The 22,854-nt window shown below is 64.2% G+C and carries 24 protein-coding genes and 1 pseudogene; 8 read left to right on the forward strand and 17 right to left on the reverse strand.

Annotated elements, in window-relative coordinates:
- Positions 1-80 precede the first annotated feature (80 nt).
- The 6 genes from ACIPUD_RS28710 to ACIPUD_RS28735 all read right to left on the reverse strand — a co-directional run bounded on the left by ACIPUD_RS28710 (position 81) and on the right by ACIPUD_RS28735 (position 7,032).
- The gene (locus ACIPUD_RS28710) at positions 81-1,331 is read right to left on the reverse strand and encodes an ABC transporter substrate-binding protein (protein WP_026233649.1); all 1,251 of its coding nucleotides are present in this window, start codon (positions 1,329-1,331) and stop codon (positions 81-83) included.
- A 339-nt stretch (positions 1,332-1,670) separates the two neighbouring features.
- The gene (locus ACIPUD_RS28715; RefSeq protein WP_018458743.1) at positions 1,671-2,636 is read right to left on the reverse strand and encodes an ABC transporter ATP-binding protein; all 966 of its coding nucleotides are present in this window, start codon (positions 2,634-2,636) and stop codon (positions 1,671-1,673) included.
- Positions 2,633-3,607 carry an ABC transporter ATP-binding protein gene (locus tag ACIPUD_RS28720; protein WP_446481976.1) on the reverse strand — a complete coding sequence of 325 codons (975 nt, stop codon included), beginning with the start codon at positions 3,605-3,607 and terminating at the stop codon, positions 2,633-2,635. The genes ACIPUD_RS28715 and ACIPUD_RS28720 overlap by 4 nt, the downstream gene beginning before the upstream one ends.
- Before the next feature lie 3 nt (positions 3,608-3,610).
- Complete coding sequence (locus tag ACIPUD_RS28725) at positions 3,611-4,456, reverse strand: ABC transporter permease (RefSeq protein WP_317246450.1); 846 nt, start codon at positions 4,454-4,456, stop codon at positions 3,611-3,613.
- 11 nt (positions 4,457-4,467) lie between these two features.
- Positions 4,468-5,412, reverse strand: a complete 945-nt coding sequence (locus ACIPUD_RS28730; RefSeq protein WP_007608695.1) for an ABC transporter permease — start codon at positions 5,410-5,412, stop codon at positions 4,468-4,470.
- A gap of 78 nt (positions 5,413-5,490) precedes the next feature.
- Positions 5,491-7,032, reverse strand: coding sequence for an ABC transporter substrate-binding protein (locus ACIPUD_RS28735; RefSeq protein ID WP_446481977.1), 1,542 nt, complete (start codon positions 7,030-7,032; stop codon positions 5,491-5,493).
- Between the two features lie 15 nt (positions 7,033-7,047).
- Between ACIPUD_RS28735 and ACIPUD_RS28740 the strand changes: the two genes are divergently transcribed.
- On the forward strand, positions 7,048-7,248 hold the full coding sequence (locus ACIPUD_RS28740; RefSeq protein ID WP_157643066.1) for a hypothetical protein: 201 nt from the start codon (positions 7,048-7,050) through the stop codon (positions 7,246-7,248).
- A 23-nt stretch (positions 7,249-7,271) separates the two neighbouring features.
- Positions 7,272-8,228 carry a MurR/RpiR family transcriptional regulator gene (locus tag ACIPUD_RS28745; protein ID WP_446481978.1) on the forward strand — a complete coding sequence of 319 codons (957 nt, stop codon included), beginning with the start codon at positions 7,272-7,274 and terminating at the stop codon, positions 8,226-8,228.
- A 33-nt stretch (positions 8,229-8,261) separates the two neighbouring features.
- Here the strand turns inward: ACIPUD_RS28745 and ACIPUD_RS28750 are convergent, their stop codons facing one another.
- Both ACIPUD_RS28750 and ACIPUD_RS28755 read right to left on the reverse strand, forming a co-directional pair.
- Positions 8,262-9,629: an amidase gene (locus ACIPUD_RS28750; RefSeq protein ID WP_446481979.1), complete on the reverse strand. Its 1,368-nt coding sequence runs from the start codon at positions 9,627-9,629 to the stop codon at positions 8,262-8,264.
- The gene (locus ACIPUD_RS28755; protein WP_446481980.1) at positions 9,610-10,806 is read right to left on the reverse strand and encodes an MFS transporter; all 1,197 of its coding nucleotides are present in this window, start codon (positions 10,804-10,806) and stop codon (positions 9,610-9,612) included. Before ACIPUD_RS28755 ends, ACIPUD_RS28750 begins: the two co-directional genes overlap by 20 nt.
- A gap of 26 nt (positions 10,807-10,832) precedes the next feature.
- Between ACIPUD_RS28755 and ACIPUD_RS28760 the strand changes: the two genes are divergently transcribed.
- Positions 10,833-11,168 carry a hydroxyisourate hydrolase gene (locus ACIPUD_RS28760; protein WP_026233653.1) on the forward strand — a complete coding sequence of 112 codons (336 nt, stop codon included), beginning with the start codon at positions 10,833-10,835 and terminating at the stop codon, positions 11,166-11,168.
- Here ACIPUD_RS28760 and ACIPUD_RS28765 read toward each other — a convergent pair whose 3' ends face one another.
- From ACIPUD_RS28765 to ACIPUD_RS28780, 4 genes are read right to left on the reverse strand one after another with little or no spacing between them, the layout of a single operon-like run.
- Positions 11,169-11,984: an ABC transporter permease gene (locus ACIPUD_RS28765; RefSeq protein ID WP_018458752.1), complete on the reverse strand. Its 816-nt coding sequence runs from the start codon at positions 11,982-11,984 to the stop codon at positions 11,169-11,171.
- Complete coding sequence (locus ACIPUD_RS28770) at positions 11,984-12,847, reverse strand: ABC transporter permease (RefSeq protein WP_446481995.1); 864 nt, start codon at positions 12,845-12,847, stop codon at positions 11,984-11,986. Before ACIPUD_RS28770 ends, ACIPUD_RS28765 begins: the two co-directional genes overlap by 1 nt.
- Before the next feature lie 17 nt (positions 12,848-12,864).
- On the reverse strand, positions 12,865-13,911 hold the full coding sequence (locus ACIPUD_RS28775; RefSeq protein WP_007608710.1) for an ABC transporter substrate-binding protein: 1,047 nt from the start codon (positions 13,909-13,911) through the stop codon (positions 12,865-12,867).
- Between the two features lie 30 nt (positions 13,912-13,941).
- Positions 13,942-15,036, reverse strand: a complete 1,095-nt coding sequence (locus tag ACIPUD_RS28780; RefSeq protein ID WP_446481981.1) for an ABC transporter ATP-binding protein — start codon at positions 15,034-15,036, stop codon at positions 13,942-13,944.
- A gap of 40 nt (positions 15,037-15,076) precedes the next feature.
- Between ACIPUD_RS28780 and ACIPUD_RS28785 the strand changes: the two genes are divergently transcribed.
- From ACIPUD_RS28785 to ACIPUD_RS28795, 3 genes and pseudogenes are all read left to right on the forward strand, one after another.
- On the forward strand, positions 15,077-15,355 hold the full coding sequence (locus ACIPUD_RS28785; protein ID WP_446481982.1) for a hypothetical protein: 279 nt from the start codon (positions 15,077-15,079) through the stop codon (positions 15,353-15,355).
- Positions 15,356-15,408: 53 nt separating this feature from the next.
- Positions 15,409-15,768: pseudogene (locus ACIPUD_RS28790) on the forward strand (amidase family protein); the annotation flags it as partial.
- Between the two features lie 110 nt (positions 15,769-15,878).
- The gene (locus ACIPUD_RS28795; RefSeq protein ID WP_446481983.1) at positions 15,879-16,514 is read left to right on the forward strand and encodes an amidase family protein; all 636 of its coding nucleotides are present in this window, start codon (positions 15,879-15,881) and stop codon (positions 16,512-16,514) included.
- Here ACIPUD_RS28795 and ACIPUD_RS28800 read toward each other — a convergent pair.
- Entirely contained in the window at positions 16,511-17,260 is a 750-nt protein-coding gene (locus ACIPUD_RS28800) for an aspartate/glutamate racemase family protein (RefSeq protein WP_018458756.1), read from the reverse strand. The genes ACIPUD_RS28795 and ACIPUD_RS28800 overlap by 4 nt on opposite strands.
- A complete protein-coding gene (locus ACIPUD_RS28805; RefSeq protein WP_018458757.1) occupies positions 17,257-17,973 on the reverse strand; it encodes a GntR family transcriptional regulator in 717 nt (238 codons plus the stop codon). Before ACIPUD_RS28805 ends, ACIPUD_RS28800 begins: the two co-directional genes overlap by 4 nt.
- A 206-nt stretch (positions 17,974-18,179) precedes the next feature.
- Here ACIPUD_RS28805 and ACIPUD_RS28810 point away from each other — a divergent pair, with 206 nt between their 5' ends.
- Positions 18,180-18,935, forward strand: a complete 756-nt coding sequence (locus ACIPUD_RS28810) for a maleate cis-trans isomerase family protein (RefSeq protein ID WP_085394736.1) — start codon at positions 18,180-18,182, stop codon at positions 18,933-18,935.
- A complete protein-coding gene (gene hydA, locus ACIPUD_RS28815) occupies positions 18,920-20,341 on the forward strand; it encodes a dihydropyrimidinase (RefSeq protein ID WP_201263813.1) in 1,422 nt (473 codons plus the stop codon). Before ACIPUD_RS28810 ends, hydA begins: the two co-directional genes overlap by 16 nt.
- Before the next feature lie 225 nt (positions 20,342-20,566).
- Here the strand turns inward: hydA and ACIPUD_RS28820 are convergent, their stop codons facing one another.
- From ACIPUD_RS28820 to ACIPUD_RS28830, 3 genes are all read right to left on the reverse strand, one after another.
- Positions 20,567-20,863, reverse strand: a complete 297-nt coding sequence (locus tag ACIPUD_RS28820) for a hypothetical protein (RefSeq protein WP_247337509.1) — start codon at positions 20,861-20,863, stop codon at positions 20,567-20,569.
- Positions 20,864-21,004: 141 nt separating this feature from the next.
- Positions 21,005-22,165: an iron-containing alcohol dehydrogenase gene (locus ACIPUD_RS28825; protein WP_204510818.1), complete on the reverse strand. Its 1,161-nt coding sequence runs from the start codon at positions 22,163-22,165 to the stop codon at positions 21,005-21,007.
- A gap of 35 nt (positions 22,166-22,200) precedes the next feature.
- The gene (locus ACIPUD_RS28830; protein WP_026233656.1) at positions 22,201-22,779 is read right to left on the reverse strand and encodes a TetR/AcrR family transcriptional regulator; all 579 of its coding nucleotides are present in this window, start codon (positions 22,777-22,779) and stop codon (positions 22,201-22,203) included.
- Positions 22,780-22,854 lie beyond the last annotated feature (75 nt).

The raw sequence follows: 22,854 nt of genomic DNA on the forward strand, positions 1-22,854 counted from the left end.
AGGAGAGAATGCAAGGGCGCACGTGTCGCGCTTCTGGCAAATCTCTCCCCGGCCGGTCATCGCTCGCGAATGAGACTAGGTCAGTATTTCTTACATTCCGGTACTGTGCGGCTCGGCAAACCGATTTTGGCGAACACCGCGGGATCGTAGCCCAGCGTTTGGTTGACGTCCGGGATCACCTTCACGACCTTCGAGAACAGCGCGCCCTTGCCGTCGTCGACAACCTCGGTGACGAAGTTGGTGCCGATCGCCTGGCGGTTGGAGTCCAGCTTGATCTTGCCGTTGGGTGCGTCGATCTCGATCTTGGCAAGGGCCTCCTTGTACTTGGCCTGATTGTTGGAGAGATCGCCATTGACCTGGCGGAGCGCCTGGATCAGCGCCATGGTCGAGCCGTAATAGTTGGTGGCGAGCAGCGATGGGCTCGGGAAGCGCTTGTTGGGCGGGAAGGCGTCCTGATAGTCCTTCACGAACTTCTGCCAACTTGGGTTCTCCCAAGTGTCGGCCTGGCCGCTCGCGGCCAGCGTGCCGATCAGGGCATTCTTGGCGTTTCCCTTGGACGACAGGATGGTCTGGTCGATCATGATCGAGCCGCCCATCAGATGCGCCTTGCCGCCGGCCTGCTGGTACTGATTCAGGAAGTTGACGGCGTCGGCGCCGCCGAGGCCGAGATAGATTGCGTCGACGTCGTCGGGCAGTGCGGCGATGACCGAGGCAAAGTCCTTGGTGCCGAGCGGCACCCATTGCCGGTTGGTGACCTGTCCGCCGGCACCGCAGAACTCGAGCACGAGGCCGAACACCTGCGTATAGATGAAGGAGTAGTCTTCGCCGACGGTCGCGATCTTGCGATACTTCTTTTCGTCATAAGCATATTTGCCGAGGCCCACCTGCCACTGCGCACCGTCCATGTTGTAGCGGAAAAAGTTCGGAGCCGGATCGACATAGGTCGTTTCCTGGGCCCCGGAGGCGGCGTTGATGAAGGTCAGTTCGGGATGGGTCTTTGCAAAATTTTTGACCGCGATGCCTTCGTCACCAGAGAGCGGCGACAGCAGGATCTGTACCTTGTCCTGCTCGATCAGCTTGCGCACGGCTCGTACGGCGGAGTCCGGCGTCGCGTCGGTCGAGGCGATGACAAATTCGAGTTCCTTGTCGCCGACCTTCTTGCCGAGGACGTTGAGGGCCGTCTGGAAGCCGCGGATGCCGTCCTCGCCGAGTACGGTGTAGGTGCCTTCGAGCGTCGCGGTGACGCCGACCTTGATCTTCTCCTGTGCGAAGGCGGTGCCCGAAAGTAACAGGCTGCTCAACGCGATCAGTCCTAGACTGCCTTTCAACATTGCTCTCCTCCCTGGGCGTTCTTGTCACTGTTTTTCACCGCGCCTTGACGCGCCCGCCGCGCGGTGCGGCGTTCGGACAAGGCTAACGGTGCTTGAAACGGAGGCTAACCGAACTCCGATGCAGCGCACGTGCTGGAGCCGTGCGCGGCTTAACGGGCAGTCTCATTTTGAATGTTGCGTCGCGATTAACATCGCGGTGCAACAGGCGTCAGGCTTCCCGATTTGCACCCGCCAGCCGCATGGCGGCCGCGGACTGCCGCCGCTTGAATTGGATCGCTCGAATAGAGGAGAAATCAATCGTAGGCGTTGCGTCATTTCGCGGCGCGCGGCACTCGCTGGTTATACGTTGTGGCAGGCGATCGTCCGACCGTCCGCACCGACAAATCGAAGTTGTGGCACATCGACGAGACAGCGATCGCTGGCCATAGGGCAGCGGGGCGCATATGCACAGCCGTGCGGTCGCGTGAAGAGGCTTGGCGGTTCACCCATTTCGATCGCGCCCTGGATCCGTTTCGATGGATCGGGCTTCGGAATTGCCGCCACCAACGCGCGCGTATAGGGATGGAGCGGATGATCCAGGACCGTCCGCGTCCCGGCCTGCTCCACGATGCGGCCCATATACATGACAGCAACGCGGCTGCTGATCTGCCCGATCACGCCAAGGTCGTGCGAGATGAAGAGCATCGACAGTCTCAATTGGTCACGCAGATCCATCATCAGATTGAGCACTTGGGCCTGCACGGACACGTCGAGGGCCGAGACCGGCTCGTCGGCGACGATGATGCACGGCGTGGGAAGAATGGCGCGTGCGATTCCGACCCGTTGCCGTTGCCCGCCACTCAGTTCGTAGGGGTAGCGAGCGGCGAAAGACGGGTTCAACCCGACGGCCGTCAAGGTGGCAGCTATGGCCGCGCTGCGCTCGGCGCGGTTCTTGAAGAAGCCGCTGATGTCGGCCGCCTCCGCCACCGAATCTCCAATTGCGCGCCGCGGGTTGAGCGATGCATTGGGGTCCTGGAAAACCATCCGGACGCTCAGACGCATCTCGCGGAGGCCGGAGCCCCGGGCTCCGATCATTTCGGTTCCCTTCAAATTGAAGTTGCCGCTGTCGGGCTGGACCAGCCCGACGAGGGCTCGGCCCAGCGTGGTCTTGCCGCAGCCGGACTCGCCCACGATCCCGAGGACCTCGCCTTCGGCCAGCGACAGCGATACACCATCCACCGCCTGCACCCGGTATTTCCGACCGGCCCGCCTGGCACTGAACGAGACCATCATGTCCCGGACCTCGAGGATTACATTGCCGCTCATGGCAGCTCTCCGCCGGCCAGCGGAAACGCGCAGAGCACCTCGTGCCCTTGGGAAGCCTCCAGGCGGGGCGGGGTCGCCACGCGGCACTCATCGCGCACCGCTGCGCAACGCAAGGCAAACACGCAGCCAGCGGCGACCGAACCTGGCAGCGGCGGCTGACCAGAAATGGTCGGCAGCCGGCGCGCGCCGGAATTTCGCGACGGCATGCAATCCATCAGTCCGCGGGTGTAATGATGACGGGGTGCGCCGAACAGCGCATCGACTGAAGCGGTTTCCACGATCTGGCCGGCGTACATGACAGCGACACGATCGGCGAGCTGCGCAATGACTCCCATGTCGTGAGTGATGAACAATATCGCCATATCGAGCCGATTGCAGAGCTCGCGCAAGAGCCCGAGAATCTGAACCTGTATGGTGACATCCAGCGCAGTGGTCGGTTCGTCGGCGACCAGCACCTGTGGCCTGCAGGCCAGCGCAATCGCGATCATGACCCGCTGGCGTTGGCCTCCGGACAACTGATGGGGATACGCGGACAGCTGCATTTTGGGGTCGGGCATACGTACCAGTTCGAGCAGTTCGCGCGCACGGACCAGCGCCGCTGCGCCCGAAATTCCCTCATGCACGCGTACGGCTTCGGCGATCTGATCGCCGATCCGACGAACAGGGTTCAGTGAGGTCATCGGCTCCTGAAAGATCATTGCCATGCGGCCGTGGCCCGCTTCGACACGTTGCCAGGGCTGCAGCTGCGTTACGTCGCAGCCCTCCAACAGGACGCGCCCGGCCCGGACTCGGGGACCGGGCTGCGGCAGCAATCCCATGACCGCAAGCGAGGTCATGCTCTTTCCGCAGCCGGACTCGCCGACGAGGCCGAGGATTTCGCCCCTGGCCAAGCCGAAGGACACGCCCGCGACGATGTCGACCGGCGCGGTTTCCGGCCCCACTGACACCGTAAGGTCGCAAACTGTCAGCACGGCCTAACCCTTCTCACCAAAGAATTGACGGAACCGCGGATCGAGTCGATCGCGCAATGCATCGCCGACCAGGTTCAGAGAAAATGCCGTCGCCACGATCATCATGCCCGGGAAGAAGAGCAGCCACGGCGCGCGGGTGATGAAGGTCCGTGACTCCGCCAGCATATTGCCCCAGCTCGGAATGTCCGGAGGGGCGCCGAGGCCCAGGAAATCGAGTGAAGCCGCGCCGAGCTGCGCGAACGCGAAGACGAAGCTGGCCTGCACGAGAAGTGGCGAGACCAGGTTCGGCAAGATGTGCCGACTGATGAGCCATGCCGCTCCGGCGCCCATGCTGCGGGACGCCTCGACATAGGTTTCCGCGCGCAAGCGCAGCGTCAGTCCGTAGACGATGCGGGTCGTCGTCGTCATGTAGCCGATCCCAATGGCCAGAATGACGGTGGCCACACTCGGGCTCAAGATGACAATCAGGCCAAGTGCGAGAAGCAGAGTCGGGAAGGCCATCAGCACGTCGACCATGCGCATCAGCAGGTGACCCAGCCGCGGGAACAGTGCGGAAAGTACGCCGGCCGGAACGCCTGTCGCGAGAGCGAAGACGACCACGCCCGAGCCGATCAAAAGTGCCATGCGTGCTGAATGAATGGTGCGCGACAGGGTATCCCGGCCGAATTGGTCGGTGCCGAACCAGTGGGGCATGTTCGGGGGCGTCAGGCGGATCAGGGGATCGATGGCATACGGATCGTAAGGCGACAGCCAGGGTGCGAAGACCGCGGCGAGCACAGTCGCCAGAAGGACGCCGAGCCCGGCCAGCGCGATCGGGCGGGCGATGAACGGCTTGAGCCACAATGTCACGCTGTTGCTGCTCATTGAAGTTCAACCCGCGGATCGAGCAGACGATAGCTCAGATCGACGATCAGATTGATCAGGAGATAAACCACCACGATGACCAGGATGACCCCCTGGATCACAGGGTAGTCTCGGCGAAGGATCGACTGAACGACGAGGCGGCCGATGCCGGGCAGGGCAAACACGGTTTCGGTCACCACCGCCTCGGACAGCAGCGCGGCGAAGGTGAAGCCGAAGGCCGAGACGACCGCCAGGAGTGCATTGCGCCAGATGTGGCGGCGCACGACCTGCCACGGCCGGATTCCCTTTGCCCGCGCCGTGCGCACGTAGTCCTCCCGGGAGACGTCGAGCATGCTGGCGCGCGTCAGCCGCAGGATCAAAGCAGCATTCGGAGCCGCAAGCGCCAGGCTGGGGAGGACGAGATAGCGGAGATTGACGACACCGCCTTCGAAGATCGACGGATAGCCGGAGCTCGGAAACCAGCCGAGCCACGCGGCGAAGATCAGGATCAGATAGAGCCCGACCCAGAACGTGGGTATCGAGGCCATCAGCATCGCCCCACCGGACAATCCCTGATCGAGCCACGTGCCGTGCCGGACCGCCGCAATCATTCCGATCGGCACGCCGATGACCGCAACCCAGATCATCGTCATGGTGGCGAGCAAGGTGCTGGTCTCGGCGCCATCGGCAATCACCGACAGCACGGGCGCCTGGAAGAAGATCGACCGCCCGAGGTCGCCCTCGAGCACATGGCCGGCCCAAGTGAGATATTGCAGGATGATCGGTTGGTCGAGACCGAGCTGGTGTCGCAAGGCGTCGATCTGGTCGGGAGTCGCGGTATCACCGAGCAAAACATAGATCGGGTCACCCGGCACGATATGGATGAACGCGAAGATGATGATGGACGCTGCCAGCAGCGTCACCGCCGTCGTTCCTGCGCGCTTGAATGCGTAAGACCACATGTGATTGGGCGCCTGTCAGCGGCAACGATGCGCGCCGGCGCCGGCGCTCGACAGTCCTCGCGGCCTCATTGCCCGTCCTTATTTCGTGGACACATTCCAGAACACGGGACCGTTAGGGTTGAGCCCCTTGAGCTTGGGAGAAGCAATGTCGTAGGTGTAGGCATCACCTACTTTCATCACCGGTACCTGCTCATAGATCAGCGACTGGATCTTGTCCCATGTCGACTTGCGCGCGGCTGGATCGGTCGTGTTGATCAACTCGGCCCGAAGCGAGCCGATCTCCGGGCTGTCCCACCAGCCGGGATAGCTCGCATTCAGGAACGTGAGCAGCAGCGGGTCCGGCGCGAAGGAATGGTGGGTGACGAAGATGTCCCACTGTTCCGGCTGGCCGCGCATCTTCAGAAGGGTCGCCCAATCGACGACCATCATCTGAACATTGATTCCGGCGTCGGCCAGCTGACGGGTGAAGACGGAGGCTTCGTCATAGTGTGCCTGATAGTTCGTCGAGACCAGCAGGCGGATCGGCGTCCCCGTGTAGTCCGCCTCCTTTGCGAGCTCCTTGGCCTTCTTCGGATCGTGCGCACTATAATTTGAGGCGCTTTCCGTCGAGTACCAGGGGGTGCCATTGGGAAAGATCGATCCTTCGGCATTCCACAGGTCTTTGGGACCGAAGGCGACGCGCAGCGCCTGCGACTTGTCCAGCGCGGTCTGGATGGCGCGGCGGAGCTTGTAATTGTCCTTCAGGATTCCCTGCTTCGAGTTCATGAAGAAAAGGCCGAAGATCGGCGCGTTGGTACGCTGCACCTGGACCGATGGATCTTTGCTCAGGGACTCGTACAGATCGCCGGAGATCATTTCCGCATAGTCGTAGTCACCCGCCTGCACGCCGCTCACGCGCGTGCCGACGTCAGGCACCGGAATGAACCGGATCTTGTCGAAGCTCGCAACGCGGGCGCCGGCGAAGCCGTCACCCTTTTCCTTCACCGGCTTGTAGCCCTCGAACCTCTCCACCTCGACATAGCGGTTCGGCCGCCACTCCACGAACTTGTAGGGCCCGGTGCCGATATAGTCCTTCTGCTCGATCGGCCGGTTCCCCGCTTTGGCGGCTATGTCTTCCGGATAGATCGCAAGACCGCCATTGACGTCCGCAATGAGAGCCTTCCAGGCGCCGTTCGGCGCGGACAATTTCAGCGTGACTTCATACTTTCCGGTCGCCTCGACCGACGTAGCCGCCGCCATCAGGAGCTTGCCGCGTGCACCGAAACTGCCCCATCGCGTCATCGAGGCGACTACGTCCTTGGCGGTCATCTCCTTGCCGTTGTGGAAGAGGACTCCTTCGCGGAGCTTGATGACGATGGTCCGACCGCCGTCTTCCGTGCGATCGCTCTCGGCCAGCATCGGACGCGGCGTATAGGTCGAGTCTAGCGCATACAGGGTCTCGAAGATGTGGCGGCCGATGACCGATGCGACGTCGGCGGTCGTCAGCATGACATCGAGCGGCGGCGGTTCTCCGATGGTGGCTTCGCGTAGCAGGGTGGCGGCATTGGCCTGCGCAATCAAAAATGACGCGGTGGCCAGCCCCACGACGCCACGCATCAAGACACTTGGACCGTATCTCATGATCGCCCTCCCGCCTTGTTGAGCCGCCTGCTTCCCGGTGCAGGGATGTGCCTTTCAGCTGTTGGGCTGACGGCACGCTATTGCTTGTTTGAAAGTTACATACACAATTTGGCAATTATCAAGCAGAAAATGCTGTTATTGATGTGGCATGCCGATATACGTTTGGTCGATGCTGAAGGTTTCTTACGGCAGCTTCTTGCCAAGGGCGCAGGTTGATCTGACCTGGGAAAGGGCGGGCAATGGCGCGTGCAAAGCGAAATCACCCGGCGAGAGCCGTTGGTGCAGCAATCTCGAAGCCGCCCGGCGACGACAATGTCGTGGCCGGCGACATCATCTCCCTCATCAGGCAGAGCGCTCTAAGCCTCAGCCCGTCCGAGCAACGCGTTGCCACGGTGCTGCTGGCCGATATGGAGTTTGCCGTTCACGCCAGCAATTCCGAGTTGGCCCGTCGGGCGCGCGTCAGCGAGCCGACGGTAACCCGGTTCAGCCGCTCCGTCGGTTGCCGGGGCGTCCGCGACCTCAAGGTGAGGCTGGCTCAAGCAATGGCGGTCGGGCGGATTTACGTTGAGCTTCCCCCGCATGTCGGGACCGATCTGGCGCGCCCCGCGCTCTGGCGGTCGATGTTTCAGGAAATTCGCCGTGCAATTGCCGCTGCCGAGGAGGGACTTCGCAAGGAGGACATCGAGCGGGCTGCCGAAGCTATCTCCCGCTGTTCGAAGCTTGCAGCGTTCGGGGTGGGGGGCGGTTCCACTCTTGCGGCGGCGGAGGTTCAGAACCGGTTCTTTCGTCTTGGGATTGCCGTCTCGCATGCCTCCGATCCGAGCTTGATGCGCATGATTGCCGCGACCTTCGGACGGGATGATGTCGTCGTTGCCATCTCGACCACCGGTGCAGCGAACGAGGTGATCGAGGCAGCCAGTATCGCCAAGCAATACGGCGCCTTGGTCGTCGCAATTACCAAGCCGCAAAGCAGGTTGGCCTCAATCGCCGATATTGCGCTTGGCGTACACGTGCCCGAAGCGCCCGACGCGCTCAAGCCGACGGCGTCGCGCTATGCATTTCTCGCCACCATCGATCTGCTTGCGGCGTCAACTGCCTATTGCAAACCGCTCGAAGCCCAGGCGCGCATGCGGCGGATCAAATACGAGTTGCTGAAGGGGAGCGACGGGGACGCCAAAGGGCCGCTGGGAGACTGAGCGGGCAATTAGCCCACCGCCCGCCTCTCGGGATTATGTTCGCAATATGGCCTCGATCTCTTGCGCTGCTTCAAGCAGCGTGCGGTCTTGTCCGCGCGCGGCGATGACCTGAAGGCCGAATGGAAGTTCGCACCGATCCGTTCCGCACGGCAGCGAAATCGCCGGCAGACGAGCATGATTGACAAAGGGCGTTAACGCCGCGTGCGCGCGCGGGCTCGCCGCGCGGCCACCGATCATGTCGGGTCCGAGCTGGGTGAATGGCCAGGCGACACAGGGAACGGTTGGCGCCAGCAGCAGATCAACCTCGGTGAAGAATGCCGCGAAAGCATTGGCGATTGCGGCGCTTGCCAGCAGCGCACCGGCAACGTCGGCGCCCGACCACGACAGCCCTCGCTCGATCTGTCTGGCGATGTCAGGATCGAACACGGTCGGATCCTCGCGGAAGGCATCTCGATAGAGTGCGGCGAGGCCGGCCTGCTGAAGCGGCATGATAGCCTCTTCCGTCGCGCCCGCCGGCCAGACGGGATCGCGCTGCGCGATGCTGAGGCCAGCGGCGGAGAGACGCGCGATGGCGAAAGCGAGCCCTTCAGCGACAACATCGTCGACGGCGACGTCGAGCCCAAGGCGCGGCGAGAACGCGATGCGCAGACCGGCGATGTTTTTGGCCTCTTGAGCGATGCCGGCTGAATCCGGATCGCGCGGATCGACGGCGGCCATGGCCTCGAACGCCAGCGCGATATCGGCAACGTCAGTGGCGATCGGCGCGATGACGGAGAGGCCGAAAAACGGTTCGGCGAAGCCTGGCCCATAGGGGATCGCGCCATAGGACGGTTTGAACCCCGCGACGCCGACATGGGCCGGCGGCCTGCGGCTCGAGCCGCCCGCATCGGTGCAGATCGCTAGCGGCACGAGGCCGGCCGCAACCGCCGTGGCAGGGCCGCCCGACGAGCCGCCGGGCGTCAACGTGGGATCCAGCGGATGCCGCGTTGGCCCATACAGCGGTGAGGTGGTCACGCCCTTGCAGGCGAATTCCGACGTTGCGCCGATGCCGACGACGACGGCGCCGGCCTTGCGCAGCTGCTCGATCGCAATCGCATCCTGCGGCGCGACGAATTCGGCGAACAGGCGCGAGCCCTGTGTCACACGCCAGTCACGGACCCAGATGTTGTCCTTGACGACGACGGGGACACCGGCGAGCGGCATCGTCTCGCCGGCACGCAGGCGATCATCGACCGCTGCGGCGTCGGCAAGCGTACGCGCAGGAGCGGTCGTCACCACTGCGTTCAGCGCCTTGGCGGCCTCGATGCGCGCAAGCGCGGCCTTGGCGGTCTCGACCGCACTCGTTCGTCCGGCGGAGACGTCGGCCGCAATCTCGCACGCGCTACTTCTTCCCTTTGTCATGGCTTCCCCAGACCAGTGCCAATGTGCCGCAGAGGGCGAGGCAAGCCAAGGCGAAGAAGGCGGCACCGAGACTGGCTGCGCTGTCCAGGAAGGACACCAGCGCCGGTGCTGCCAAGAGGCCGGCGTAGGATGCGGTCAGCACCGCGCCGGTGGTTTCGCCAATCCTGTCCTGCGGGGCGAGGCGTGCGATCTCGGCGACGAAGACACCGTTCCACCCGGAGGCCGTCAGGCCGAACAGAGTTGCAATCGCGAACTGGCCGGTCCGCCCGAGCGATACGCCATCGAGACCCAGCAGCGCGGCGCAGAACGTCATACCGAGGCCGATGACGACGAGAACTCCGCGCGAGGCATTGAGGCGCGTTGCGACGAAGCCCCAGCCGAGCCGGCCGATCAGGCCGCCGGCCTGGGCGCAGGCAAGCGCCATGCCGGCCTCGACATGGCTGAGGCCGAGCTCGCGGGTGCCGAGCGTGACGAAGACCGTATTGAGCGACACCTGCATCGCGCTGAAGGGCATCGAGGCCAGCGCCAGCATTGCGATGCGCCGGTCCGCGGTCACCAGTGCCAGCCGCGTGCGAAGGCTAAGCTCCGGCAGTGGCACGACCTTGACGGCGTAGGCGGGCCGCAGGCGCTCGAACCACGCTATCGCCAGCAGCGCACAGGCGCCCACGGCGGCATAGCACCAGGCGGGCCCGAGCGAGATTGCGATCGCGGGCAGAACCAGCGAGCCGCAGACGGCGCCGATCTGGTTTCCGGTCTGGCGAACCGAGAACACGAACGCGCGCCGCTCGGCCGTCACGAGCCGCGCCAGCAGCACCGCGCTTGCGGGCGTCTCCGGTCCGAAGGCGAGGCCAAGACAGAGGCCGGCTGCGAGCAGGGCCGCCGTCGAGCCGAGCGAAGCCAGCGCCATGCTGGCGATGATCGCCGCCGCGCAGAGGCTCGCGATCCGCATCGAGCCCAGGCGGGCGATGAAGCCGCCGCCCCAGAACGAGGCGGGAATGCCGACCGCGAACACGGCGCAGGAGAACATCGAGAGCTGCCAGACCTCGATATGGGCGCGCGGTGCCACCACGCCCGGCGCGAACAGAGCCAGAGCCACCAGCGCCTGCAATGAGGTCGTGGCGCCAAGCGCGGGCAGCAATGCGGGCGCTGGTCGAACGGCCGTGTTTGCGTCTACCATGGTGCAGCGCTCTCGGGGGGAACATTGTGGCAGGTGGCATTTCCATTCACGCGGTCGATGTGGCGAGCGGACGCCCGGCGCAGGGTCTGCGCGTCGAGATCTGGCGGATCGATCCGGACTCGCTGCGCGTCGCCGACGGACGGCTTGGTGTCAACGGCGTGCTCGATCATCCCGTTGCGCAGGGGGCGGGCGTGACGGCGGGCGAGTATGAGGTCCTGTTTCATCTCGGCGAGTTCTTTGGCGAGCGCGACGGGTTTCTCACGGTGACGCCGTTCCGCTTTCGCATCAAGAATGTTGACGAGCATTTTCACCTGCCGCTGAAATTCACGCGCTGGGGCTATTCGCTGTTCCGCGGCGCCTGATCAGTTGGTCAGCCGCCGCGATAACCCCGTGACGCGCTCCATAATCGCGACCAACGCGACGGTTGCAATGATCAGCACGCCCGACAGCGCGGCGATGGTGACGTCGAGCTTGCCCTCGAGGTCCTGCCACATCCGGATCGGCAGCATGTCGGTGGCGGCATCACGCAGGAACAGCGACACCGGCACGTTGTCGAAGGACGACATGAAGGCGATGAAGGCGCCCGCGATGATGCCCGGCCGGATCAGCGGCAGCACGATGCGCCGGAACGTGTAGATGCGGCCGGCGCCCAGCACGGCCGAGCTCTCCAGCAGGGTCGGCTCCAGCTGGGCAAGCGCCGCAATCGTATTGCGCACGACATAGGGCACGCAGACCACGGTGTGGCCGATTACCAGCGTCAACGGCGACACCGGCAGGCCGACCAGCGAGAACAGCATCAACGCGGCAAGGCCAAAGGCCAGCGCCGGCAGAACCAGCGGCGACATGAAGAGGGAATCGAGCAGCCGCGCCGACAGCGTCGGTGAGCGCGAGATCGCGAGCGCGGCGGCAACGCCGAGCACCACGGACAGGCCCGTCGCCCACAGTGCCACGATGAGGCTGTTCTTGGCTGCGAAGTGCAGCTGCCAGGCGTTCCACAATTCGGCGTACCAGCGCAGCGAATAGCCCGGCGGCGGAAAACGCAGCGAGAAGCCGCTGGTGAACGAGACGATCAGCACCACCAGCGACGGCGCGATGATGATGATCAGCGCAATCGCGGCGATCAGGCTCATGACCAGCTCGAAACTGAACGCCTCCAGGGTGCGCTTGCGCCCGCTCATCACGCACCTCCATAGCCGCGCGACAGGCGGCCGAGCGTGGTGAAGACGGAGACGACCGCGAGCACCGCGAGCAAAAAGATGATCGAGATTGCGGAGGCAAACGGCCAGTTCTGCAGGGTCGAAGCCTGCTGGTAAAGATACATCGGCATGAACAGCATCTGTCCGCCGCCGATCAGCGACTGGGTGATGAAGGCCGTGATCGCGGCGGCATAGGTCAGCGTGCAGCCGGCGATCACGCCGGGCAGCGACAGCGGCAGCACGATCCGGAAGAACGTGCGCCAGCTTCCGGCGCCGAGCGAGCAGGAGGCGTCGTCGAGATTGGAATCGATCCGGCCGAGCGCGGTGATCAGCGGCAGCGTCATCAGCGGCATCTGCACCTGCGCCAGCGCGAGGACGACGCCGAACTGGGTGTAGAGCAGTTTCAGGGGCGTCTCGATGATGCCGAGCGATTGCAGCGTCGCGTTGATGATGCCCTGGCGGCCCAGGATGACGATCCAGGCGAAGGTACGGACCACGACGCTGGTCAAAAGCGGCAGCAGCACGATCAGGATGATGATGGTCTGAAGCCGCGGCCCGACCCGCTGGTAAAGCCAGGCGATGGGAAAGCCGAGCACGAGGCAGACGGCCGTCACCTCGGCCCCAAGCAGCAGCGTCGAGCCGAGCACGCTGAGGCTGAAGGGATCGGTGAGGAAGTGCAGATACTGGCCGAGTCCCCAATGGAGCGCGGCCGTGTCGTTGTGCAACGAGAGCCACAGTAATTGCAGCAGCGGCGCCACGAAGAACACTAGGAAGAACAGCGCCAGCGGCGCTGCCAATCCCATCCCGTAGGACGTGACGTCTCGTGATGCCTGTGCTGTGCCCATCATGAGTCATTGAAGCTCTAGATCTTGATCTCGCGGTTGAAACGCTCGATCCAGGCCGAGCGCTGCTCGTTGATCTTCTTCCAGTCCTGGAACACGAATTTCTGCTTCAGCTCGGCCGTGTCCTTGGCGAGCACGCGCGCGATCTCGCCGCCCATCGCCACCTTGGAATTGGTCGGCACGATCAGGTAGGGCGGGTTCATCAGCGTGGTCTGCACTTCCGGGGTCAACGACGCCTCGATCAGCTTGAAGGCGAGCTCGCGGTTGGGCGAGTTCTTGACGATGTGGATCGTGGTCTTGAAGGCGATGGCACCTTCCTTCGGGGCCACGAACTCGACCGGCACGCCGCGCGCTTTCAGGATCTGGATGGCGTTGAAATTGCCGGGCGAGATATCGATCTGGCCCTGCTGGAACAGGGTGGCGAGCGCGCCGGGATTGGCGGCGACCGCGGCGAGGTTGGGCTTCAGCTCCTCGATCGCCTTGAAGCCGGGATCGACATTGGCTTCCGAACCGCCGCGCATCTTGGCGATCTCGACCAGCCAGCCGGTGCCGAGCGTCGAGTTAAGGTTGGTGATGCCAACGCGGCCCTTGAACTCGGGCTTCCACAGATCGGCCCAGGAGGTCGGCGGCGTCTTGACGGCTTCCGGATTGTAGGTGAGGCCGACGACCTGAAAGAAGGGGGCAGGGCCCATCGGCTCCTGGGCCTCGGCGATCAGGTCCTTGTAATAGGCGCTCTTCTCGACGGGGTATGGCTCGACCAGATCCTGGCCGATTGCGACCAGGGCCGGGCCGGGATCGTGCAGCATGACGTCAATCGGCGGATTGGCCTTGGCGGCGTTCACCTTGGCGATCTGGTCGACCGAGAGCATGGGGTCGAGCACCATCGCGGCATCGGCGTTCGCCTTGCGAAAGGCCGGCACCAGCACGGCCTTGTGCGCCTCCTCCCAGCTTCCGGTGAAGGTCGCAAACACCAGCGGGCGGGCCTGGGCGTAGCTCAGTCCGGGAAACGCCTTCATGGCGCCGAGTGTGAGTGCGGTCGTCATCAGGCTTCGGCGGTTCATGATCATGGTCGAACTCCCTCTGGACAAAAACTGAATTCAAAGCGTTGCAGGAAAAGCGTTTGCGAGCGACGGGGCGAGCGGCGCGAGGCGCACCGCGGCGCCGCTCTCCAGGGTGCGCGTCTCGCCGATGCGCGCCTGGGAGATCTTGACGCCGGAGCCGTCCGCGGTGGTGACCTCGTGGACGACGGTGGCTCCTAACGGCAGCGACATGCCGACCACGCCGGCAAAGCCGGTCTCGTCGCCAACGAATTGCAGATGCTCGGGGCGTATGCACACGGTGACGCGGCCGCCCTCGGTGAGAGCGCCGCCGGCGGGACGCGCAATGATTTCCGCGCCGGCATCGAGGCGGACTTTTGCGGCCGTGCGGTCTGCCGAGACGACCACGCCGGGCATGCGGTTGCTGGCGCCGACGAACGTGTTGACGAACAGGGTCTGCGGCCGGTCGTAGACGTCCGACGGCGACCCGAACTGCTCGAGCTTGCCGTGGCTCAGGACGGCGACGCGGTCGGCCATCGACAGCGCTTCTTCCTGGTCGTGGGTCACGATCAGCGTGGTGATGCCGGAGACGCGCTGGAGCCGCTTGACCTCGATCTGCATGTCGAGCCGCAGATTCTTGTCGAGCGCGGCAAAGGGCTCGTCGAGCAACAGGATTGACGGCTTGATCGCGAGCGCGCGGGCCAGCGCGACGCGCTGCTGCTGGCCGCCGGAGAGCTGCCGTGGCAACCGTTCCGACATGGTCGGCAGCTGCACCAGATCCAGCAAGCGCTGTGCTTCGCGCTGGCGGGCCGCCTTGTCGATCCCGCGCGCGGCAAGCCCATAAGCGACGTTCTCGCTGATGCTGAGATGGGGGAATAGTGCGTAGTTCTGGAACACGATGCCGACCGCGCGGCGGTTCGGCGGTAGTGCGTCGACGATGTCGTCGCCGATGATGATCCGCCCCTGCGTCTGCGCGATGAAGCCGGCGATGATGCGCAGCAGGGTAGTCTTGCCGCAGCCGGAGGGGCCGAGCAAGGCGATGATCTCGCCCCCTTTGATGTCGAGATTGATGTTCTCGACCGCGAGCGCGCCGCTCGGATAGCGGTGGGTGACGGCGTCGACGACGAGCGATCGGCCGCCTTGCGCTTCAGCCATGGTGTTGCCTCCCGTTGTCCCGGAGTAGAAAGCAAGTCTCATGCCCGCACCGGTCGCTTTTCGCCGCGAGGTTTGGCATGGTGGGGTGATGACGTCGGATCGATCGGTTTGCGACCTCAATGCCACGGCCCTCGCACGCGCCCTCGCGAAGGGCGAACTCTCCTCGCGCGACGCGGTCGAGGCGCATCTGGCGCGGATCGCGAGTCTTGATAGCCAATTGGCGGCCTTCGTGACTGTCGATGCGGAGGGGGCCCGCCGTGCCGCTGATATCTGCGACGCCGCGCCAACGCGGGTCGGCCCGCTGCATGGGGGCCCATAGGGATCAAGGACCTCACCGACACTGCGGGGGTTGCGACCACGTACGGATCGGCTCTGTTCCGCGATCATATTCCGGCCGAAGACGATCTCGTGGTCGCGCGATTGCGGCGCGCTGGCGCGATCATTCTGGGAAAGACCAACACACCCGAATTCGGCTTCGGCGCGGTCTGTACCAACAAATTGTGCGGGCCGACGCGCAATCCGTTCGATCCGGTACTGACTTCGGGTGGATCCTCCGGTGGCTCCGCGGTTGCGGTCGCGGCCGGCATGGTGCCGTTGGCCCATGGCACCGATTTCGGTGGCTCCGTGCGCACGCCCGCAAGTTTTTGCGACGTCGCCTCGATCCGGCCGACGCCCGGTCGCATCCCGGCGCCGCATCGCCCCCTCGGCTGGGACATGCTCGCCACCCACGGTTTTCTCGCCCGCGGCGTCGACGATCCGAGCTTGCGCTGTCGATCTGTGGGGGAGGCGATGCGCACGACCCACTCTCGATCGGTGTCGTCAATGAGGATCGGCCGGTTGCAGTGCGTCCCCGGATCGCAGCGACGCCCGATTTCGGGATCGCGGCCGTTTCGCGCGATGTCCGTGCACGTTTCGCCGCGGCCTGCGAGGCGCTCGGAGCCGTGGCCGATGTGGTGCCGTCCGCGCCCGATTGCGGCGGTGCGATCGAGGCATTTCGGACGCTGCGCGCCGCGCACATCGCCAACGGCTATGGCGAGCTGCTGAAGTCGCGCCGCGCCGAGCTGACGCCCACCGTGATCTGGAATATCGAGGCGGGCGCAAAGCTCTCCGCGGAGGACTATCTCAACGCCGAGCAGCGCCGCACCGCGATCTACCGCAGCTTTCGCGAGCTGTTCAGCCGCGCCGATTTCCTGGTGGCGCCGGCGGCGTCCGTTTTGCCCTGGCCGAATGAGATCAGCGACGTCACCACGATCGATGGCGCGGCGCTGGAGACGCCGATCGATTATCTCGCCGTCACCTTCATCGTGTCGCTGGTCGGTTTCCCGGTGCTGACCCTGCCGGCCCCCCGAGCGGAGAACGAGCTGCCGTTCGGTATCCAGATCATTGCACCGCTGGGATGCGAATCCCGCCTGTTTGCCTTCGGCCGTGCGATTGAGAACAAGCTTGGTTTTTCGCATCGCTGGCCGCAGCTCCCCTAGTTATCGCGATGCTCGAGCCGGGCGGCGAGCGCATCGGCAAGACCAAGGGTGGGTTTGGCGGCGGGCCGGCGGTACGTGCCTGCGGTTGCCTTGCGCAGGCGAAGCGCGACCAGGGCTTCGGCCTGCTTCACCGACGCGATGACTTGATCGACGACTGGGACGGGGATCCGGTCGGCCACGCGCTCGGCGAGGCCCGAGAGCGGCGCACCTGCAAAAATCAAGACGTCCGCGTCGTCCTCCACGATCGCGCGCCGGGCGAGATCGACCAGCACATCCTCCTTCTCGGTGCCGACCTCGGAGATCGCCTGGAACGGCGTATCGAGCATGCGGATGCCGGCGCAGCGCTCCCACAGCCCGTGGGCGCGGACGCATTCCTCGTACCAGGGGCCGAGCGCCTGGGCGAAGGTGACGATGGCGAAACGCCGTCCGGCCATGCAGGCGGTCAGCATCGCCGCTTCCGCCATGCCGACCACGGGAATGTCGAAGGTTTCGCGCGCGGCGAACAGGCCGGGGTCGCCGAAGGCGGCGATGATCGCGGCGTCGACCTTGCGATGCTGCCCGGCCAGCATCTCCAGCGCAATGGCACCGCCGATCTGTGCCTCGGTGCGTGTCGAGATATAGGGCACGCCGCGGGTCGCGGTGCAGGGGATCAGCTCGGTCCCGGGCGCAGCCGCGCGCTGCCCGACATCCGTCATCAACTGGGTGACTGCGGTGCTGGTGTTCGGGTTGAGCAGCAGCAGCTTCATGATTGCGCCGCCGTCTGCTTGGCTTGAGAGGCCGCGATGACTTCGAGCAGCGCCGTGCCGGTGCGCCGAACATGGGCGCCGAGCAGGCGTCCTGCGGTTTCGCTATCGCGCGCCTCGAGCGCGGCAAGGACGCCGGCGTGCTCGTCGACCGAATTGCTCCAGCGCCGGTCGGCGCCGAGCGCGAGGTAACGCGCGCGCTCGGCGCGGGAGATCAGCGTCACGTGCGCCTCGCGCAGCGGCGTGTTGCGCGCCATGCGGACGATGGTGTCGTGGATCTCGCCGTTGATGGCGAAGTACTCGTCGAGCTTGCCGTTGCGATGATGACCTTCCATGCGGGTCTGAAGCGTGCGCAGGCGGGCGAGATCGCGCTCGGTGGCGCGCTCGGCGGCGAGCTCGGCGGCCAGCCGCTCGATGCCGGCCAGCGCCTCGAACAATTCCGAGATGCCGTCGACGGCGAGGTCGGCGATGCGCGGGCTGCGGTTGGGGCGGAGCTCAATCAATCCCTCGGCCGCGAGCACTTTCATCGCCTCGCGCAGCGGAGTGCGCGATACGCCCAGCTCCTTCGACAGCCTGGTTTCCTGGGTCTGCGATCCCGGCGGCAGCTCGCCGCGAATGATCATCGTCCGCATCCGCGCGGCGGCGCGCTCATGCAGGCCCATCCGTTTGAGTTTGGGCGACTTTCGGCCCGGGTTCGGTTCGGATTTTTGCGGCACGCCGGCCTTCCTGCTGACGTGCGATCGTAGCTAATTTCCTTCACGTGAGGTGCCCAAATAGAAGACGTATGTGGCTCAAAACACGTGCATATCGAATAAATCGTATGCAGCATGCAGATTGCGGGTTGCGTGGACCGATGCGGACGCGGATGATCCTTTTGAGGAAGCGGAGGAGCGCTTTCGCCGCAACGGAGCGACTGCGATCGATGTCAATTGTGCGCAAACGCCTCGGCATGATCACGCCGTCCTCCAATTCGGTGCTGGAGCCCGTCACCAGTGCGATGCTCGCCGGCGTGGCCGATGTCACCGCGCATTTCTCGCGTTTCCGCGTCACCGAGATCGCACTCGACGCCGCCGCGCTGAACCAGTTCGACGCCTCGGTGATGCTGCCTGCGGCGGACCTGCTGGCCGATGCGAAGGTCGATGCCATCGCCTGGAACGGTACGTCCGCAAGCTGGCTCGGCATCGGCAGAGACCGGAGCCTTTGCGAGGCAATCACGGTGCGCACCGGCGTGCCGGCGACGACCTCCACGCTCGCCTGCATCGATGCCGCTCGCGCGCTCGGCGCCAAACGTGTCGGCCTGGTCTCGCCCTATACCGACGACGTGCAGCGGCGGATCGGTCACGTCTGGGCCGAGGAGGGGATCGCCCCGCACGCGGAGCGGCACCTCGGACTGCGCGACAATTTCTCTTTCGGCGAGGTCGCGCCTGCGACGATTGCTGGCATGATCCGCGCTGTGGCGGCTGACGGCGCCGATGCTGTCGTCATCCTCTGCACCAACCTCGACGGCGCCGCGCTGGCGGCTTCGCTCGAACGGGAATTGAATGTCGCGGTGGTCGATTCGGTAGCGGTCACGCTGTGGCGAACCCTGGAGCTCGCCGGCGGCGATGCCGGGGCTCTTGCCGACTGGGGGCGGATCTTCCAGACATCGACGGTCATCAAGTCATGGAGACTCCTGTGACGCAGCTCGATCTTGCTATTCGCGGCAGTACCATCGTGACGGCCAGCGACGAGTTCCGCGCCGATATCGGCATTCGCGACGGCCGCATCGTCAGCATTGCCGATCATCTCGAAGGCGCAGCGCGCGAGATCGACGCGACCGGGCAGCTGGCCCTGCCGGGCGGGATCGACAGCCATGTCCACATCTCGCAGGCCTCCGGCCCCGACGTGGTGATGGCCGACGACTTCGCCTCAGCGACCCGTTCGGCAGCCGCCGGCGGCAACACCATGGTGCTGCCGTTCGCGCTGCAGGAGAAGGGCACGTCGCTGCGGACCTGCGTCGAGAACTACCGCAAGCTTGCCGAAGGCGAGTGCTATATCGACACGGCGTTCCATCTCATCATCTCCGATCCGACCGCGGTCGTGCTCGGGCAGGAGCTGCCGGCCCTGGTCAAGGACGGCTACACCTCGTTCAAGGTGTTCATGACCTATGACGACCTCGTGCTCAGTGACAAGCAGCTACTCGAGGTCTTCGAGGTCGCGCGCCGCGAGGAGGCGCTGGTGATGGTCCATTGCGAGGGTTACGACGCCATCCGTTTCCTGACCTCCAAGCTGGAACGCGAGGGCCATATCGCGCCCTATTATCACGGCGTGTCGCGGCCACAGGCGGTCGAGCGCGAAGCCACGCATCGCGCCATCAGTCATGCCGAGGTGATCGGCGTCCCCATCATGATCGTGCACGTCTCCGGGCGCGAGGCGATGGAGCAGGTGCGCTGGGCTCAGCAGCGCGGATTGCCTGTTCATGCCGAGACCTGCCCGCAATACATTACGCTGACGGCTGACGACATGAAGGGTCTGAACATGGACATGTCAGGCGCGAAATATGTCTGCTCGCCGCCGCCGCGCGACGCGGAAAGCCAGCAGGCGATCTGGGAAGGCATCACCACGGGCGTGTTCCAGACTTTCTCGTCCGATCACTGCCCGTTCCGTTACGACGATCCCAGGGGCAAGCTGACGCCGAACGGCCGCACCTCGTTCCGCTGGGTGCCGAACGGCATTCCAGGTGTCGAGACCCGGCTGCCGATTCTGTTCTCCGAAGGCGTGTCGAAGGGACGGATCAGCCTGCAAAAATTCGTCGAGCTGACCGCGACCAACCATGCGCGCATCTACGGCCTCTATCCGCGCAAGGGCTCGATCGGCGTCGGCTTCGATGCGGATATCGTGCTCTGGGATCCCAAATTGAAGAAGCCTATTCGGCAGGCCGATCTGCATCACGGTTCGGACTACACGCCATGGGAAGGGTTCGACGTCACCGGATGGCCGGTAACGACGATCGCCCGTGGCCGGGTGGTGTACGAACACGGCAGGATCGTCGGCGACAAAGGCGCAGGCGACATTCTCAGCCGCGGCAGGTCGAGCCTGATCTGATCGGACTCAACGCGTTGCTGCTCAGCTATGGCGCCCGTGCGCGCGGCGCGACGGCCGTCTCAAGTCCACAGATCATGCCGGTCATATGTTCGTATCCAGCCTTCGCATGCGGCAAAACGAATCTAATCAATTCGGACAAGGTTGTCAGGCCGTCCCCCATAAGGCGACGTCCTTGACACGATTCTCGAAGCTGCCTGGTGGCGTCGTCCGACCTGTGCCGGGCGCTCAGCCGCGCGGAATGAAGCCGTTCAACGAAGCGTCATGGCGCAGATGTTCGACCAGCCCGGCGGCATCGCGGCCGCCATTGCGCTTGGGATCCTTCATTTGCGCGCAGATCTCGGCGCCGCTTTTTCCGAACCGGATGAAGTCAACGGGAGCGAGTTGCCAGTCGATGCCGGCGCGGGGCGGAGCGGGAGCCGGTTCGTTTACTTGCGTCGAAGTCATGTGACAGGTTGAGCAAGGGATCGCCTCCTTGTCTTTACGGCTTTCTCCACCGTGGATGTTCATGCCAGCGGGCAGCATCCGCGCTCTCCTGCATGAACAGTTGATAGACGGTTGCCGGCGCGTCGCCGGCCCTACTTGCCGGCGTGGGCGCGGAGCTGATGTCATGGCTGGATTCTCCCGCACGTCAATTTGGGCAAGTATCAGTTCATTCGGATTTGGCTAGGCGGCCATTCGCAACAGATCGACGATGTCGGCTTCGCTTTTAAAAGGCCGCGGATTGGCCTGCACGAAGCGATGATTGATCGCAATCTTGCTGATCTGCTCGAACTTGTCTTCGCCGATCCCGACGTCGGCAAGGCGACCGGGTAGTCCAAGTCTCCTGGTGAATTCTGCGAAGGCGGCTGCCGCTTCCATGCCCGGCTCGCCAAGAGCCGCTGCTAAGCGCGTTTGCGCATCCTCTGTGAACGCCTTGTTGTAGCGAAGTAGGCTCGGCATGATGACCGGTGTGCAATAATAGTGTGGTACGCCGAAGGTCCCGCCAAGCACGTGGCCGATGCCGTGACTGGCTCCCATCGGGACCCGCGCCTGGAGGCCGAAAGCGGCGAGCCACGCGCCATATTGAGACAGTCGACGCGCCTCCAGATCATCGGGTTGCTGCAAGGTCCGTTGCATTCCCTCCCGAAGCGTGCGGATGCCGGCCAGGACCACCTCGTCGCTAAGCGGCGTGCCGGCGGGTGAGCACAATGCTTCGATGCCGTGGTCCATCGAGCGCGTTCCCGATCCCATCCAGAGCTTCGAGGGCGTATGGACGGTAAGGGCAGGGTCGAGAATGATCGCCACCGGCATCATCAGAGAATGGAAGAAGATCTGCTTCAGCCTGCTGCGTTCATCGGTGACGAGCGCTGCTGCATTGTATTCGCCGCCGTTCAGCGTGGATGGCACCGCGATCTGTCGAACCTTTGGCGATCGGAACGGAGAGACGGTGACGCCCGGGCCCATGGGAAATGGATCGAAACCCGCTTCGTCACGGATGTCATGTTCCATCGCCATGATGACGATCTTGGCGAGATCGATCGCCGAGCCTCCCCCGACGGCGACCACCAGGTCGGCTCCGGCGTCTTTGGCTTGACGGGCAACCTCGGCAGCTTGCTTGCGCGTGGTGTGCTCTGCAATTCCATCGAAGGTCGCGACATGTCTTTCGCCGAGCGCACGCCGGATCTTCTCGATCTCGTCGGTCTTGGTATTCAAGGTGCGGCTGACGATCAGGAAGACGCGCTTGGCATCCAGCCGCACCGCTTCATCGTTCAAGGCCTCAGACGCAGCTTTGCCGTAAACGACACGGTCGATCGCCGGAAAATTGTGTATCCCTGCTTTGCGCATTTGCGTTCTCCCTGTGAGTTATCAAGCACCGATCTTCAAGCGGCGACAGTGTCGCGAATCTGTCGCGACGCCGTTTCCAGAAAGGCCTGAGCGAGATCGGGATCGTTGACGACGCGTGAGAGTGTCAACGCTCCGACCATCGTCGAAAGAATGGCCATGGCTTTGCTCCTGGATTCCTCGTCGCTCGTTTCGGCAATCAGGCGGCTGAGGATTTCGATATGCGCTTTGATCCCGCCTTCGAACGACGCTTTCACCTCGCTGCTCTGTCTGGCCACATCCGAGCCGAGCGCCACGATCGGGCAACCGTCCATCTTTTCGTCGCGATGATCCGTGCTGAGATAGAACCCCATCACCGCCCCGAGGGGATCCTCAGGGGCCGCGGCGATGGCGGTCGACCATCGCAGCGTGGCGCTCTCCAGCGCGCGCGTCGACGCCTGCGCGGCCAGGTCCTCCTTTGACTCAAACTGCTTGTAGAATGCGCCTTGGGTCAGCCCGGCAGCTTCCATCAGGTCCTTGAGGCCGATGCCGTCAAATCCCCGCGACCGAAACAGGCGGCTTGCGACATTGATGACGTTTTGCCGGTTTTCCTCAGCCTGAATGCGACTCACTCGCATCATTGGTCTCCCCATTTTAGATTGCGTTCGACATCTATTATCCGATATAGAGCTCGAACGCAATCTATCTGGCAT

The organism is Bradyrhizobium sp. CAR08 (genome assembly GCF_052871955.1).

What these genes read in the sequence shown, in the direction of transcription:
- ACIPUD_RS28810 (WP_085394736.1), top strand. Translation starts at nt 18,180, where the DNA reads ATGTCAATTGTGCGCAAACGCCTCGGCATGATCACGCCGTCCTCCAAT.
- ACIPUD_RS28770 (WP_446481995.1), bottom strand. Translation starts at nt 12,847, where the DNA reads ATGGGCACAGCACAGGCATCACGAGACGTCACGTCCTACGGGATGGGA.
- ACIPUD_RS28765 (WP_018458752.1), bottom strand. Translation starts at nt 11,984, where the DNA reads ATGAGCGGGCGCAAGCGCACCCTGGAGGCGTTCAGTTTCGAGCTGGTC.
- ACIPUD_RS28730 (WP_007608695.1), bottom strand. Translation starts at nt 5,412, where the DNA reads ATGTGGTCTTACGCATTCAAGCGCGCAGGAACGACGGCGGTGACGCTG.
- ACIPUD_RS28710 (WP_026233649.1), bottom strand. Translation starts at nt 1,331, where the DNA reads ATGTTGAAAGGCAGTCTAGGACTGATCGCGTTGAGCAGCCTGTTACTT.
- ACIPUD_RS28830 (WP_026233656.1), bottom strand. Translation starts at nt 22,779, where the DNA reads ATGCGAGTGAGTCGCATTCAGGCTGAGGAAAACCGGCAAAACGTCATC.
- ACIPUD_RS28735 (WP_446481977.1), bottom strand. Translation starts at nt 7,032, where the DNA reads ATGAGATACGGTCCAAGTGTCTTGATGCGTGGCGTCGTGGGGCTGGCC.
- ACIPUD_RS28780 (WP_446481981.1), bottom strand. Translation starts at nt 15,036, where the DNA reads ATGGCTGAAGCGCAAGGCGGCCGATCGCTCGTCGTCGACGCCGTCACC.
- ACIPUD_RS28755 (WP_446481980.1), bottom strand. Translation starts at nt 10,806, where the DNA reads ATGGTAGACGCAAACACGGCCGTTCGACCAGCGCCCGCATTGCTGCCC.
- ACIPUD_RS28745 (WP_446481978.1), top strand. Translation starts at nt 7,272, where the DNA reads ATGGCGCGTGCAAAGCGAAATCACCCGGCGAGAGCCGTTGGTGCAGCA.
- ACIPUD_RS28715 (WP_018458743.1), bottom strand. Translation starts at nt 2,636, where the DNA reads ATGAGCGGCAATGTAATCCTCGAGGTCCGGGACATGATGGTCTCGTTC.
- ACIPUD_RS28750 (WP_446481979.1), bottom strand. Translation starts at nt 9,629, where the DNA reads ATGACAAAGGGAAGAAGTAGCGCGTGCGAGATTGCGGCCGACGTCTCC.
- ACIPUD_RS28825 (WP_204510818.1), bottom strand. Translation starts at nt 22,165, where the DNA reads ATGCGCAAAGCAGGGATACACAATTTTCCGGCGATCGACCGTGTCGTT.
- ACIPUD_RS28800 (WP_018458756.1), bottom strand. Translation starts at nt 17,260, where the DNA reads ATGAAGCTGCTGCTGCTCAACCCGAACACCAGCACCGCAGTCACCCAG.
- ACIPUD_RS28820 (WP_247337509.1), bottom strand. Translation starts at nt 20,863, where the DNA reads ATGCTGCCCGCTGGCATGAACATCCACGGTGGAGAAAGCCGTAAAGAC.
- hydA (WP_201263813.1), top strand. Translation starts at nt 18,920, where the DNA reads ATGGAGACTCCTGTGACGCAGCTCGATCTTGCTATTCGCGGCAGTACC.
- ACIPUD_RS28785 (WP_446481982.1), top strand. Translation starts at nt 15,077, where the DNA reads ATGCCCGCACCGGTCGCTTTTCGCCGCGAGGTTTGGCATGGTGGGGTG.
- ACIPUD_RS28775 (WP_007608710.1), bottom strand. Translation starts at nt 13,911, where the DNA reads ATGATCATGAACCGCCGAAGCCTGATGACGACCGCACTCACACTCGGC.